The organism is Thermococcus sp. MV11 (assembly GCF_012027285.1).
Classification (GTDB): Archaea; Methanobacteriota_B; Thermococci; order Thermococcales; family Thermococcaceae; genus Thermococcus; species Thermococcus cleftensis.
Genome location: NZ_SNUD01000002.1, coordinates 377,901 through 390,942, shown reverse-complemented (window position 1 = coordinate 390,942; position 13,042 = coordinate 377,901). Strand labels below are relative to the sequence as shown.

13 protein-coding genes and 1 other RNA gene are annotated in these 13,042 nt (G+C 56.9%); 10 read left to right on the top strand and 4 right to left on the bottom strand.

Annotated features, from left to right (window positions below; genetic code table 11):
- Positions 1-5: 5 nt before the first annotated feature.
- From E3E27_RS07290 to E3E27_RS07265, 6 genes are read left to right on the top strand one after another with little or no spacing between them, the layout of a single operon-like run.
- Complete coding sequence (locus tag E3E27_RS07290; RefSeq protein WP_014788754.1) at positions 6-1,475, top strand: ABC transporter permease; 1,470 nt, start codon at positions 6-8, stop codon at positions 1,473-1,475.
- Between the two features lie 10 nt (positions 1,476-1,485).
- Positions 1,486-2,445, top strand: a complete 960-nt coding sequence (locus E3E27_RS07285; RefSeq protein ID WP_014788753.1) for an ABC transporter ATP-binding protein — start codon at positions 1,486-1,488, stop codon at positions 2,443-2,445.
- Between the two features lie 10 nt (positions 2,446-2,455).
- A complete protein-coding gene (locus tag E3E27_RS07280) occupies positions 2,456-3,463 on the top strand; it encodes an ABC transporter ATP-binding protein (RefSeq protein ID WP_167774010.1) in 1,008 nt (335 codons plus the stop codon).
- Positions 3,464-3,488: 25 nt separating this feature from the next.
- A complete protein-coding gene (locus E3E27_RS07275) occupies positions 3,489-3,971 on the top strand; it encodes a hypothetical protein (RefSeq protein ID WP_240910684.1) in 483 nt (160 codons plus the stop codon).
- Entirely contained in the window at positions 3,968-4,732 is a 765-nt protein-coding gene (locus tag E3E27_RS07270; RefSeq protein WP_167774009.1) for an NAD+ synthase, read from the top strand. The genes E3E27_RS07275 and E3E27_RS07270 overlap by 4 nt, the downstream gene beginning before the upstream one ends.
- A 9-nt stretch (positions 4,733-4,741) precedes the next feature.
- The gene (locus tag E3E27_RS07265; RefSeq protein ID WP_167774008.1) at positions 4,742-5,599 is read left to right on the top strand and encodes an EamA family transporter; all 858 of its coding nucleotides are present in this window, start codon (positions 4,742-4,744) and stop codon (positions 5,597-5,599) included.
- Here the strand turns inward: E3E27_RS07265 and glnA are convergent.
- Positions 5,596-6,918: a type I glutamate--ammonia ligase gene (glnA, locus tag E3E27_RS07260; protein ID WP_167774007.1), complete on the bottom strand. Its 1,323-nt coding sequence runs from the start codon at positions 6,916-6,918 to the stop codon at positions 5,596-5,598. The two genes, E3E27_RS07265 and glnA, sit on opposite strands and share 4 nt — an antisense overlap.
- A gap of 219 nt (positions 6,919-7,137) precedes the next feature.
- Here glnA and E3E27_RS07255 point away from each other — a divergent pair, with 219 nt between their 5' ends.
- From E3E27_RS07255 to rnpB, 4 genes are all read left to right on the top strand, one after another.
- Positions 7,138-7,545: a DUF61 family protein gene (locus E3E27_RS07255; RefSeq protein WP_167774006.1), complete on the top strand. Its 408-nt coding sequence runs from the start codon at positions 7,138-7,140 to the stop codon at positions 7,543-7,545.
- The gene (locus E3E27_RS07250) at positions 7,545-7,826 is read left to right on the top strand and encodes a hypothetical protein (RefSeq protein WP_371731574.1); all 282 of its coding nucleotides are present in this window, start codon (positions 7,545-7,547) and stop codon (positions 7,824-7,826) included. Before E3E27_RS07255 ends, E3E27_RS07250 begins: the two co-directional genes overlap by 1 nt.
- Before the next feature lie 41 nt (positions 7,827-7,867).
- Positions 7,868-9,502: a hypothetical protein gene (locus tag E3E27_RS07245; RefSeq protein WP_167774094.1), complete on the top strand. Its 1,635-nt coding sequence runs from the start codon at positions 7,868-7,870 to the stop codon at positions 9,500-9,502.
- 41 nt (positions 9,503-9,543) lie between these two features.
- An RNA gene (gene rnpB / locus E3E27_RS07240) (RNase P RNA component) lies at positions 9,544-9,865 on the top strand.
- On the opposite strand, the gene E3E27_RS07235 is transcribed toward rnpB, so the two are convergent.
- From E3E27_RS07235 to priL, 3 genes are read right to left on the bottom strand one after another with little or no spacing between them, the layout of a single operon-like run.
- Complete coding sequence (locus E3E27_RS07235) at positions 9,851-10,699, bottom strand: DMT family transporter (protein WP_167774005.1); 849 nt, start codon at positions 10,697-10,699, stop codon at positions 9,851-9,853. The genes rnpB and E3E27_RS07235 overlap by 15 nt on opposite strands.
- Positions 10,696-11,727 (bottom strand): DNA primase catalytic subunit PriS, encoded by a 1,032-nt coding sequence (gene priS / locus E3E27_RS07230; protein ID WP_167774004.1) that lies wholly within the window; start codon positions 11,725-11,727, stop codon positions 10,696-10,698. The genes E3E27_RS07235 and priS overlap by 4 nt, the downstream gene beginning before the upstream one ends.
- Positions 11,720-12,937 carry a DNA primase large subunit PriL gene (priL, locus tag E3E27_RS07225; RefSeq protein WP_167774003.1) on the bottom strand — a complete coding sequence of 406 codons (1,218 nt, stop codon included), beginning with the start codon at positions 12,935-12,937 and terminating at the stop codon, positions 11,720-11,722. Before priL ends, priS begins: the two co-directional genes overlap by 8 nt.
- Positions 12,938-13,042 lie beyond the last annotated feature (105 nt).

The window sequence follows — 13,042 nt, the reverse complement described above, 5'->3', positions numbered from 1 at the left end:
TCACGATGAGATGGGTCGATTTCAAAGAGGGATTGAAGGAGTTCCTTGATGAGTTCAAGAGGGAGAAGACCGGCATAGCCGGTGTGGTTCTCCTCGTCCTCCTTATCCTCGTCGCCCTTACCGCTCCGTACACGACCATACCTGACCTGCCGGAGAAGTGGAGGAGCTCGGCTTACTGGGAGGACAACCCCAAGAATGTCCCGCCCACTTGGTACAACATGTTCACCTCCCAGAAGCTCGTTCCCCAGGTGGTGTACTACAAGGACGATCTCTCCATAGCTCACCCGAGCAACACCGAAACCGTAATCGAGGCCACTTATAACTTCCCGGACGGCTACTACCTTGGCCCGCAGGGTATCATAATTAGGAACATCAACGTGACCGTAAATCAGCCCGCGAATGCCCCGACCTACAGCCTGTACCTTGAGAGGCCTGACGGAAAGACCGTTCCGCTCGTCGAGAACAAGCCCCTCACCGGCTCCACCACGATAGCCGTCGGTAGAGATGCCGCAATCTCTGCCAACATCTACGTCTGGCTCGTGAACGTCACCGAGGGAAGGGAACTCGACCCGTTCCAGGCCCAGATGGATCCGATAGTCATCATGAACATAAACACTCTTATCTCAACGGCCTTCGCCAAGGTCGAGCCTGGAATGAAGGCTGAGGACATTATAAACAACCCCGAGCCCCTCTGGGGCGACTACAAGCTCGTCCTCAAGATCGACAACCCTGCCCCCGACCAGAACAAGGTCATCATCGATGACATAAAGGTCACCTTCCTCGGTAGGAGCTACGGAACCATGGGTACCGACTACCTCGGCAGGGACCTGTGGGCTGGCATCATCTGGGGTAGCAGGGTCTCGCTTACCATTGGTATACTCGTCTCAGTCCTCAGCACCCTTATAGGCCTCGTCTACGGAGTTACCAGCGCCTACCTCGGCGGAAACGTCGATGAGTTCATGATGCGTATCAACGAGATATTCGCCTCAATTCCAAGCCTGCCAATACTTATCCTCATAGGTGCCACCGTCGGACATGTGACCCTAATGTTCATAGTGCTCCTGCTTGTCATATTCGGCTGGATGGGAATAGCGAGGATTTCGAGAAGTATGGCCCTCCAGATCAAGGAGCAGACCTACGTCGAGGCCGCCAAAGCCCTTGGTGCCGGCAACGGAAGGATAATCTTCAAGCACATACTGCCACAGCTCCTGCCCTACGCGTTTGCCGTCATAGCCCTCAGCGTTCCGGGTGCAGTTATAGCTGAGGCTTCCCTGAGCTTCCTCGGTATCGGTGATCCGACGGCCGTTACCTGGGGACAGATACTCAACGCGGCTCAGACTCAGTCGGCCACGACCAAGGGCTACTGGTGGTGGGTTCTCCCGCCCGGGCTTGGTATAGCCGTCGTCGGCCTTACCTTCGTCCTCATAGGTACGGCCCTCGATAAGATACTCAACCCGAGGCTCAGGAAGCTGTGAGGTGGTATGAATGGTCAAGAACGTACTCGAAGTTAAAGACCTCAAGATGTATTACTTCACCAACAAGGGTGTCGTCAAGGCCGTCGATAACATTTCCTTCAACCTCAGGAAGGGTGAGGTGCTGGGACTTGCCGGAGAGAGCGGATGCGGCAAGTCCTCCCTCGGTTTTACCCTTATGGGCATGCCAACTCCTCCGGGCAAGATAGTCAGCGGAAGCATCAAGATTGACGGCAGGGAGATAGTCGGCCTTCCGGAGGACGTTCTCAGGAAGGAGATACGCTGGCAGAAGATTTCGATGATCTTCCAAGGAGCTATGAACGCCCTCAACCCTGTCTACACCGTCGGCCACCAGATGATCGAGCCGCTCCTCCTCCACAAGGGAATGAGCAAGAGCGACGCCCTCGACAGGGCCCAGAAGTATCTCGAACTCGTCGGCCTTGACCCGGAGATAGTCTACCGCTATCCTCACGAGCTGAGCGGTGGTATGAAGCAGCGTGTTATCATAGCCTCCGCTCTCCTCCTTGAGCCCGATGTGGTCATAGCCGACGAGCCAACGACGGCACTTGACGTCGTTGTCCAGGCCCAGATCATCAACCTCTTGAAGAAGCTCAAGAAGGAGCTCGGTCTCTCCATGATATTCATCACCCACGACCTCAGCATTCTTGCGGAGATCAGTGACCGCGTTGCCATCATGTACGCGGGCAAGATCGTCGAGATTGGAGACAGCGAGAAGATCTACTACGAGCCGGCTCACCCGTACACCCAGAAGCTTCTCGCGGCAATACCCAGGCTCCACGAGGACGTTGAGAAACTGGAGTTCATTCCTGGACAGCCGCCCAACCTCATCAACCCGCCGAAGGGCTGCCGCTTCAACCCGAGGTGCCCGTACGTCATGCAGGTTTGTAAGGAGCAGGAGCCCGAGATGAAGGAAGTTGATAAGGATCACTACGCTGCATGCTGGCTGCTGTGAGGTGTGAGAAATGGCCGAGCCGATACTTAAGGTTGAAAACCTCAAGAAGTACTTCCCGATCAAGAGGGGCTTCCTCGACACCATCAAGGGCGCTCCCCAGAAGAAGGTACACGCGGTGGACGGCATCAGCTTTGAGATATACAAGCAGCAGGTCTTCGCCCTTGTCGGTGAGAGCGGCTGTGGTAAGTCCACCACTGGAAAGCTCATCGTCAAGCTCCTCGAACCAACGGACGGAAGGATATACCTCGAGGGCAAGGACGTTACCCACATCAAGACCAAGGAGGAGATACTCAACTACCGCAGACACGTGCAGATGATATTCCAGGACCCGTTCAGCTCTATGAACCCGAGGTTCAGGATATTCGATATCCTCGAGGAGCCGCTGCTCATACACGGCATAGGTGAGACCAAGGCCGAGCGCGAGGAGCTCATCTACAAGGCCCTAGAGATGGTCAAGATAACCCCCCCTGAGGACTACGTCGGCAGGTTCCCGCACATGCTCTCCGGCGGTCAGAGGCAGCGTGTGGCAATAGCCCGTGCGCTGATCCTCAATCCGACCTTCATAGTGGCCGATGAGCCGGTCTCGATGCTCGACGTCTCGATCCGTGCAGAGGTTCTTGAGCTGATGAAGGAGCTCAAGGAGAAGATGGGCGTCACCTACCTATACATCACCCACGACATGTCCACCGCCAGGTACTTCGCCGACTGGATGGCGGTCATGTACCTCGGAAGAATAGTCGAGATGGGACCCGTCGAGAAGGTCATCGACAACCCGCTCCACCCGTACACCAGGGCCCTCTTAGCGGCCGTTCCGGAGCCGAAGCCCGAGCGCAGGAACGTCATCAAGGAGCTGCCCATCAAGGGTGAGGTTCCCAACGCCGTTGACATACCGCCCGGATGCCGCTTCCACCCGAGGTGCATCTACGCCCAGAAGGGACTCTGCGACACCAAGCACCCGCAGCTCGTCGAGTACGAGCACAACCACTTTGCCGAGTGCCACCTCGTCGGCAAGTACTGACCCCCTTCTTTTCTTTCTCTGGGTGATGCCGATGGGAACACTCCGTGAAGCTATGGGCTACCCCCTTCTGCGGGCTGGGATACTTCTCCTTGTGCTCGCCCTCTTAATCTCCGCGGCCGGCTTTTACCGTGTGACTAAGAGCTATTCCTCGAGCGGAACCCTCGGGGAGGGAATGCATTATCTCGGCGACGACAAGTTCGAGACGGATTACGTTTATCCTAACCGGACGCTGGTGGTTCAATCTGAAAACGCCACTTTCTCCCTCCTTCAGGGGGACGAAATGTACAACTACACCCTGGTGAACGATTCCCTGACCCTTTACCCCGCCCAGAGGCCGGTGATATACGTTTTTAAGGGGAGAGTGGAGTACAACTACACGGTCACGGCGCAGGATTATCCCTACGCCGTCTACTCGCTGGTCGCCTTCGTGCTGATGCTCGTGGGAGTAGTGTTTTCCTTTATGGGTTATACCCAGTTCCTGAGGGACGTCAAGGAGGGTAAGAAATGAGAATGCTCGACTATGGGGCCGCCATTGAACGGGTGGTCGATTTCATAAGGGAAAATGTTGAAAACGCCGGTGCTGGGGGCGTTGTCATCGGGATAAGCGGGGGTATAGACAGCACCACGACCACCTATCTGGCGGTTAAGGCCCTTGGAAAGGAGCGCGTCCTCGGCCTCATAATGCCCTACTATCACAACCAGGACGTTGAAGATGCAAAACTTGTCTGCTCCTCACTCGGAATCGAGTGCAAGCTGATAGACATCAGACCCATAGTCGATTCCTTCGTTGCCCAGCTCGGCTTCCAGCCGGACAAGCGCTCCCTCGGGAACATAATGGCCAGGACGAGAATGGTCCTTTTGTACGCCCACGCCAACGCGAGGAACTACCTTGTTCTCGGAACCAGCAACAGGAGCGAGTTCCTGACGGGCTACTTCACCAAGTGGGGCGACGGCGCGAGTGACTACGCACCTCTCATAAACCTCTACAAGACGGAGGTCTGGGAGGTGGCGAGGCTCCTCGGCGTTCCGGAAAGGATAATCGAGAAGAAGCCGACGGCGGGCCTTTGGGAGGGCCAGACCGACGAGGACGAGCTCGGAATAAGCTACCACCTGCTCGACGAAATCCTCTGGCGCCTCGTAGACCAGAAAATGGAGAAGGAGAGAATAGCTGAGGAGCTTGAAATTCCAATCGAGAGGGTCGAATACGTCGAGAACCTCGTGAGAAGAAGCGAGCACAAGCGCCGTTTACCCCTCGGTCCAGCGTTCTGAGGTGAGCCGATGAAGCGCGGTTATCTTCTCGTTTTTCTCGCCGCTTCCACTTGGGGAACCCTTGGAATATTCGCCAAATACCTGGACGGCTTTGGACTCAGCCCCTTCACGATGGTCTTCTATCGTGTTCTCTTCGCGATCCTTCTGCTGGGAACCTATCTCAGGCTCCAAGGGATTGGCTTCTCCCTTGAGCGTTCTAGGCTCAAGTTCTACGCCCTCTACGGCTTCTTCAGCATATTCCTCTTCTACACGCTCTACTTCTACACGGTGACGATTTCCTCAGTTTCCTTCGCGGTTCTTCTCCTTTACACGGCTCCGATTTACTCGATGATAATGGGAAGACTGATCTTTGGGGAACCGCTGAGGGGGGAGAAGCTCATCGCTCTGGCAATGGTTATCCTGGGCGTTCTCCTCGTCAATGGCTCCGGAACGGAGTTCTCGGCCAAGGCACTCCTCTTTGGTCTTCTGACAGGCTTTACCTACGCCCTCTACGGCGTCCTGGCAAAGTTCGCCGTTCGAAAGGAAGAGCCCGAGAAGGCCCTCTTCTACACCCTCCTCTTTGGTCTTGTCTTCCTGCTTCCATTTACGGATTTCCACGTTCCCGTTGGGGCGATTCCCTACCTCTTCGCCCTGGCTCTCTTCCCGACGTTCATCGGCTACATACTCTACAACCACGCGCTAAGGGAGGTCGAGGTTAGCAGGGCGAGCATAGTGGCGACCATCGAACCGGTCGTGGCCATAGCATTGGCATTCCTGCTCTTTGGTGAAAGGCTCAGCGCGGAGCAGTTGATAGGTGCTGCCCTCATAATAGGCGGCTCGGTGCTCGTTCACGTTAAGGAAGGAGAAAAGTCCGGGAAAGCGAGCTAAACGTGGAAGTACCTTTCAAGCTCCCACTCGGTTACCTTCTTGGTCTCCAGGGGAAGCTCTTTGGCCTTGAGGTAAGTAACGTACTCCTCCCACTCGCGCTCCTTGTAGGCGATGAAGTTCTTGTATGCCCCTCCCAGCGCCTCCCTGACGACCCTGTCTTTCTTCAGTTCCTCCAGCGCCTCCCCAAGGCTTCCGGGCAGGGTTTCGATGCCGGCTTTGCTCCTCTCCTCATCGCTCATCTCGTAGACGTTCGTCTCCACGTAGGCCTCCGGCTCGAGCTTCCTCTTTATCCCGTCTAGCCCGGCCATTAGTATCGCCGAGAACGCCAGATAGGGGTTGGCGCTCGGGTCGGGACAGCGGTACTCTATCCTCGCCCCGTTGCCCCAGAACGCGGGGACTCGGATGAGCGCACTCCTGTTCCTGTATCCCCAGCTTATGTAAACCGGCGCCTCGTAACCCGGAACGAGGCGCTTGTAGCTGTTCACCGTCGGGTTTGTAACGGCGGCTAACGCCTTTGCGTGCTTGAGTATGCCAGCTATGAAGTGCAGTGCTGTCTCGCTCAGCCCCTCCTCGCCGACGAAGGCGTTCTCTCCGTCCCTCCACAGGCTGATGTGGAGGTGCATTCCGTTGCCCGGGAAGCCGTAGATTGGCTTTGGCATGAAGGTCGCGTAAAGGCCGCGCATCTCGGCTATGGCCTTGACTAGGTACTTGAAGCTCACTATGTTGTCGGCCGTCTTGAGGGCCTCGTCGTAGCGGAAGTCTATCTCGTGCTGGGCCCTTCCCACCTCGTGGTGGAGCACCTCGGGAACGAGGCCAAACGCTTGCATGTAGAGCGCTATCTCCCTCCTGAGCTCCCGGGCCTTATCGAGGGTAACCAGGTCGAAGTAGCCGCCTCCGTCGGGAACCTGTAGCTCCCACGTTCCGTTCTTCCTGAAAAGGTAGAACTCGGGTTCGGGCCCGATGTAGGCCTTGAAGCCCTTCTTTTCTAGCCTCTCGAGGGCCCCTTTCAGAACCCCCCTCGGGTCAGCCTTGTAGGGCTTTCCGTCCTTGTAGATGTAGCCGTAGACCCTGGCTATGTCCTCCCAGGGAACTTCCGCGTAGGTGCTCGGGTCGGTCTTGAAGATCAGGTCGCTGTCCTCTATCCCCTGAAAGCCTGGAATAGAGGAGCCGTCGAATGCTATGCCGCTCTCTACGGCCTCTTCATACCTCCCTATGGGAATTTCCATGCCCTTTGGAACTCCGTTCATGTCCACGAATATGAGCTGGACGAATTGAGGCCTCCCGCCGCTTGAAGCCCTTATGCCGGAGATTTCGTTCATTTTTATCACCATTTAATGTTCTATTGTTCATTTTTACGGCGAAATGTTGAACGATTATGGGAATAAAAGCCTTTTCACAGGATTTTTGTCATTGTGACGAGGGGCATAGCGGCATTTGAGGTGTTTGACAAAATAGTGGTTATTATGTCGTTGAGAACGATTAAAATAGGCATTTAAATGGCAAACAAAGCTTTTTGTTTCCTAGGTGTAGCAGGGAATATGCCAACGGCGGAGGACATACTGAACCGCGAGATAGTGAGGGTGAACCTCCACCTTCCAGCCTTCCGCCCCACGCTCTCCAAACTGCTGGCGGAGGAGGAACCGAGGGTCAAGCTCAGGGACGGTAGCTGGCATTACTTCCGGCGCTCGGAGCTCGAGTACCTGAACTCCCTGCTCGATGAAAACGAGGCCGAACTCCTCAAGGTTCCCATAGTCTTGGAGATAAGCACCGTCCACCGGGGCTACTTCCGGGTTCGCGGTAGGGTAGAAGTGAAGGTCATCGACAAAGTGCTGGAGAGCTATGACCCTCTCGATGAGCAGGCGGAGAGGCTTTATCATCGGTACCTCCTGCCCCGCGTGAGGCGCGTCCTCCCAACAACGACCACCTATGCGTTCATCGCGGAGTGATGGATATGGACGAGGAAGCCAGAGTTCTGAGGGACTACCTGACCTTCACTGTTCCCCATGTCACCGTTCTAGCGGGCGCCATTCTGGGGATTCTGATGATAATCGGCGTTCCCGTCAGGACGGCCCTCGGAATATTTGCCATCGCATACGGCTTGATGCTCACTGTACTCGGACTCATCATACGCCCCCACGTCTCGGGGAATCTCCTGTATCGCCTGACTATGGCTTTCTTCGTCGGTCTGGTCGCCGTGGGTGCGTTCCTCCTGCTCCGTGGGGGGTAGGGTTTATATTGAAGAAGGTACAATTACCTGTGGTGGAAGTGATGAGGAAAGTATTGCTGGCGCTCACGGTGCTCATTGTCCTGGTTTCCCTCCTTCCTGTCGCGTTCGCCCAGTTTGCCCAGCTCGAGACGAGCGATGAGATAACCGTTCTGAGAGGCGACTACGGCTCGGGAACGGTGTGGCTGACAAACGCTGGAGGATTCACCTACAAGGTCGTCAGCTACCAGCGCTTTTGGGTCGAGGACTCCTCCGGGAGTCATATTGAGGGGTTCACCTTTAACATATCTCCGCACGTTTTCACCGACTGGGCGCCCAAGGCCCGCAAGTCTTTCTCGTACACCATAGAGTGCCCCTCCAACGTCTCGGGCGGCACGTACACCCTGGTGATGAGGTTCTTGGCTTTTACCCCCGATGGTTCGATGTACATTCTGTACGCCAGGATACCCCTTCACATTATCCAGGAGCCCCTTGACTTTGGCGTGGCCGAGGCCTACGTTCAAGGTAGGCCCGGCGCTTCGTACGCCCTCAACGGGGAAACGATAGTCGTGTTCTCCCACGTCACCAACATGGGGCATCGGAATGTCTCTGCCATTGGAGAGGTTTCTCTCGTCAAGGACGGTAGGGTTTACTTCTCCAGCAACAGGTCGCTGACCCTTCTACCCGGAGACAATCTGATAAGGTTCGAGGTTCCAGTGGATTACGACCTTCCTCCGGGAACGTACACCCTCCATTACACCATTAGATATGAGGGGGGCACGTACAGGTACTCCAAAGATTTCTCGGTCAGGTTCGGCGTCAAGCTGGTGGGGATCTCAGTTAAATCCGGCGAGGTTCGGTTGAACGAGGGCAACAGCGCTTACGTCACGGTTCTTTCGGAGAGAACCATCACGCTCAACCTGACCGTCGAGACCTACCTGGACGGGGTTCTGGTGTCGAGGTCTGAGAAGCCCATCGGTCTCGGTGAGGGCACCACCGTCCTTGAGGTTCCGCTCCCGACAAACGTTTCCGGAGCCATGAAGTCGATTATCAAGCTTAGGTTTGGGGACAGGCTGCTGGGGCAGGGCGATGTCACGTACCGTGTTCTCGCGCCTCCCGTAATCAAAAACGTTTCCTATGAAAGGATCTCCGGGGGTGAGGTGCTCTTTCGGCTGGTTGTTGATAATCCCGGTGACAGAGAAGTGGACGGCATTCTGGTCTACCGTATATACTCGGACGAGGGGATTCTCTACAAAGACACGATAGAGCAGTCCATACCGCCCGGTTCGAGTGAGATGGCGGTGAGGTTTGAAGTCCCCATAGGAAAGACCGTCTATTACGAGTTCACGCTCACTGCCGGCGGCGAGTCCAGCACGGTGCGGGGACGGCTCTACATTGAGCCTCCTGCCACTACCACGAATCCCTACACCACAACGTCGTCCCCCTCTTCCACACCCTCTACGACCCCCTCTAACACGACCACCATCGTGGAAGGGGACTCGAACGCCACCTGGGTGATTCTGGTGGTGCTCGCGTTCCTTTTGATGGCAGGGGGCGCGTTCTACTACACGAGAAAGGAGGATAAAAGAAAGAGACGACGCGTCAGACCAAAGCCAAAGCGTCGCTCCCCGCTCGGAAGGTTCAAGCCGCCGAAGCCCCCCAAGTTCCGGGAGAACCGGGAGCTTCCGAAGAGGAAGTGAACGCCAAACCTTTTTATCCCCTTTTTTCATAGCCCTTCTTGGCGAGGGGGTCGGGGGCTCTCGGGGTTCTCCCGAGGAAGTTCCGCCCACCGCACCGGGGCCGCGGTGCCGCAAGGCACCTCCCGAGAGGGAGGGCAACGGCGCAGAAACGACACGGCCCCCGGGAGATGTGAATGACGCGCGCGAAGGGGCCGGCGACGGCTCCCGAGCTAACCCGCAGACGATCCCGGGGGATTCGGTGAAACGGCCGTCCCGCGGGGTGCAAGGCCGAGGTAGGGGCGATGAGTTCCCGGTGCGAGCCCCGTGGTAGGCCGCTCAGTCGAATGCCCCCTTGATACAGAAGGCGGGCTACGACCCCCTCGCCCAAATCAAGTCCAGCGCCGATGCGAGAAGTATGAGCGTCCCTCCGGCAATCGTTTTTATCCCTGGAACTTCCCCAAAGATAAGAAGGGCGTAAACAACCGCGCTTAGCGGGTCGAGGTAGCTCAGCAAGGCCGCCTCGCTAACCTCCACCTCCTTTAGCCCGTCCATGTAGAGGTAGAGGGCAAAAACTGTGTGAACGGCCACGAGAACCAGAACCGCCCACCAGACAGGTTCTCCAACGTCCGAGATGGCCACGATGGGGGCTAGGACGAGAGATGCCACGGCAAGCTGAAGGAATGTTAGGGTTTTCCCATCGATTTCTCTGAGGAACCTTCCCAGATTCGGTATCAGGGCGTAGAAGAACGCCGCCGTCAGGGCGAGTAAAATCCCGACGAAATCCCTGTCACCAAGGTCGATTCTCTGGCCGCTCATTATGAGTCCCAACCCTAGGAAGGCCAGCCCGATGAGCCCCCACCTTTTCGCGCTCATCTTCTCTCCGAGGAAGCGCCAGGAGATCAGCGTTGCCAGGATTGGAGCAGCATAGTAAACGAGGACCGCGTTGGCTATCGTCGTGTAGTTAAAGGCAGTGAAGAGGAACGTCCAGTTGAGGGCAAGGGCAGAGCCGAGTGCGAGGAGGGGCTTCCAGCGAGTTCGCAGGAGGTACGCGATGGAAGCTGGTGTCCCCTTCCCTGCCAGCACTGCAAGGAGAAGGAGCGCGCCGAGGGAGACCCTAGCAAAAGCCACACCTAATCCCGACAGCCCCGAAAAGCGGCCGAATATGCCGACGCTTCCCCATATCAGCATCGCCGCGGTGATTTTAAGCTTGCCCCTCACGGCTCACCATGCTCCTCTACCCATTCCTCGTAGGCTTCCTTGACCTCACTCCGCCTGAACTCCGGGACGGCGTCTCTGAAGGGGTTGAAGCGCTCCAGCTTCTTCTCGTCGGCCCCTATGTAGGTCGCCACCAGTCCGACCTTTGAGTGGAGGCTTGATGGGAGGCGGAGGATTCTCTTAACGTCCACCGTAACGCGCCCGTCGAAGTAGGCCTTGGAGAAGGTGCTGGAGAGCGCGAAGAGCCTGGTCAGCGTTTTGTAACCTACTCCCGGGGGGAACGCCGTTAGCAATCCTTTCCTGACGAAGCCCTCGTATATCTCCTCCCTGGCCTGGATCAGCCTCTCCACCTGCCCCTTTCTCAGGCCGACGTTGAGGAGGTGGTTCTCGTTCATTCTCCTAAGGAAGTAGCCGAACCTCAGCCGGAACACCCGGTAGTAGCCCGATGAGAGCATTATCCTTCTACTCCCTATGTCGTCAAAGCTTACCTCCTCCGCCGCGCTCACATAGGCCAGAACCTTCTCCCTTGCCCTTCCGTCAAGCTTCATGGCCCACTCATCGAGGACGCGAATGTGGTAGCCCCTTCCCGAGTAAACCACGTGGACCTTCTCGAACCCGAAGTCCTCCTTCAGAACAATCAGCGTGTCCCTGGCGAGCTCCTTCGCGTCCTCCAGGCATATCGGGCAGACCTTCCCGTGCTCGTGGTTGCACCTTCGCAGGGGCAGGTCCTTGGCATCTATGTCGAAGACCAGCTCCGCCCCGAGCCAGCCCTCCATCTCCGCGGGCTCATCGTAGAGGGCGACGGAGGAATAGATTGCGTACGGTGCCGTTGTTCTGATGTAGTCCTCCAGGTCGCGGACGTCGAGGAAGACGTTCTTCCTGTCGCTCGGTCCCTCCCCTGTGTGGTCGAAGCCGAACTCCCTATTTTCCAGGCTTTCCACGATGAACTCCGGCAGTTTCTCCGCGCTCCACTCCTTCCTGTAATAGAGTGTCCTCTCCTCTCTGGTGGCCTCTCTGAGAAGCTCAGCCATTTTCCTCACCGCCCGTCTCTCCGCTTTCACCTTCGCCCTTCTTCCTGCTCTCGAAGTAGAGCTTCCTCAGGTAGTAGGTCAGGGGGTTCTTCACGTTCCTGCAGTCCCTGTCCGGCCGGCACAGCTCCGGCGCGTTGGCCTTTATCTTGGAGCAGTTCGGAGGGAAGTACCAGGGGGAGTTGCCGCTGTCCTCAAGGCTCGGCCTGTCGGTCAGACCGAAGCCCAGGTGGTACCAGATGTTCTTTATCTCGTGGGGCTGGTCCTCGAAGAGCGGCGGCTTGCAGCGGTTGCCGGCCTCGATGATGACGGGCAGTATCTCCTTTTCCAGCACGCTCAGGTCGCTCACGCAGTCCCTTATCCTGACGTCCCTCCGCGGCGGATTAGGACAGAGACGCGCGTAGCTCAGGAAGCTGGTCAGGAGGACTGTTATCGCGTAGTTTCTAAGTCCCGCGGGCACGCCTCCGAGCGCAATCTTAACGCATGGTGGGAAGAGGTCGAAGCGCAGGGGCTGGGCCTCGGCACGGCCCATCTTCTCGAGCCTCTCCTTGAAGTGCTCTCGGGCCAACTCGCCGAGCCTCTCGTAGATCCGCAGGTAATAATCCGGAAGTTCGTCCCTGATCTCGTAGAGCAGGTTCACGGCTCTCTCAAAGTTCCTCTCGAAGGAGCGTCTCCACAGCTCAATCGCCTGATCCCTGGTAAGGTAGGCGTTGCCTCCCCTGATGTAGACCTCCCTCAGCGAGCCGTCCCACAGTTCAAGGAACTTCGATAGGTGAATCTTGTATTCCAGCTTCAGTCGTTTTCTCTCCTCCGGGCCCAGCTCTGTGTGGTGAGTCTTCTCGAGTATCGTCCGGTCCCTCCCCGGAATCTCATCTCTTTCGACGGTGCTGAGGGGGAGGGCCGTGCCCTCCAACCTCCCGGCCTTTCGTATCCTCTCCATGTAGAGCCTTATGCTCGCTTCCTTGACCAGCTCCATCTCCAGGCCGTAGGGGGAGAAGGCAAGTGCACCCAAGAGGGCGTAGAAGGTGAAGAGGTCCCTTATCCCTTCAAGCTCCAGAACTTCCCTGGGTATCTCCCTGGACTTTATCCACATTACTCTCTCTAGCACGGCTTCAATGGACACATAGGAGGGGATAACCGCCAGCAGTTCCTCCACTCCATCAAACTCGTCTTCGATGAGCCTCCTCGCCTCTGGCCCGAAAGGATCAAGCATGGGTTCACCTCTCGGATATGGGTAAGGCTTTGGGCATAAAACGATTTTCCCCGTTTGGTGTTGCTTGATGTTTCAAAGATCTGGTTGTCCCTTGAACTTTCGCGC

Bases quoted from the DNA above. Each gene is read 5' to 3' on its own strand.
- E3E27_RS07265 (WP_167774008.1), top strand. From the start codon at position 4,742: ATGAAGCGCGGTTATCTTCTCGTTTTTCTCGCCGCTTCCACTTGGGGA.
- E3E27_RS07280 (WP_167774010.1), top strand. From the start codon at position 2,456: ATGGCCGAGCCGATACTTAAGGTTGAAAACCTCAAGAAGTACTTCCCG.
- E3E27_RS07250 (WP_371731574.1), top strand. From the start codon at position 7,545: ATGGATATGGACGAGGAAGCCAGAGTTCTGAGGGACTACCTGACCTTC.
- E3E27_RS07255 (WP_167774006.1), top strand. From the start codon at position 7,138: ATGCCAACGGCGGAGGACATACTGAACCGCGAGATAGTGAGGGTGAAC.
- priS (WP_167774004.1), bottom strand. From the start codon at position 11,727: ATGGCTGAGCTTCTCAGAGAGGCCACCAGAGAGGAGAGGACACTCTAT.
- E3E27_RS07290 (WP_014788754.1), top strand. From the start codon at position 6: ATGAGATGGGTCGATTTCAAAGAGGGATTGAAGGAGTTCCTTGATGAG.
- E3E27_RS07275 (WP_240910684.1), top strand. From the start codon at position 3,489: ATGCCGATGGGAACACTCCGTGAAGCTATGGGCTACCCCCTTCTGCGG.
- E3E27_RS07285 (WP_014788753.1), top strand. From the start codon at position 1,486: ATGGTCAAGAACGTACTCGAAGTTAAAGACCTCAAGATGTATTACTTC.
- priL (WP_167774003.1), bottom strand. From the start codon at position 12,937: ATGCTTGATCCTTTCGGGCCAGAGGCGAGGAGGCTCATCGAAGACGAG.
- E3E27_RS07270 (WP_167774009.1), top strand. From the start codon at position 3,968: ATGAGAATGCTCGACTATGGGGCCGCCATTGAACGGGTGGTCGATTTC.
- glnA (WP_167774007.1), bottom strand. From the start codon at position 6,918: ATGAACGAAATCTCCGGCATAAGGGCTTCAAGCGGCGGGAGGCCTCAA.
- E3E27_RS07245 (WP_167774094.1), top strand. From the start codon at position 7,868: ATGAGGAAAGTATTGCTGGCGCTCACGGTGCTCATTGTCCTGGTTTCC.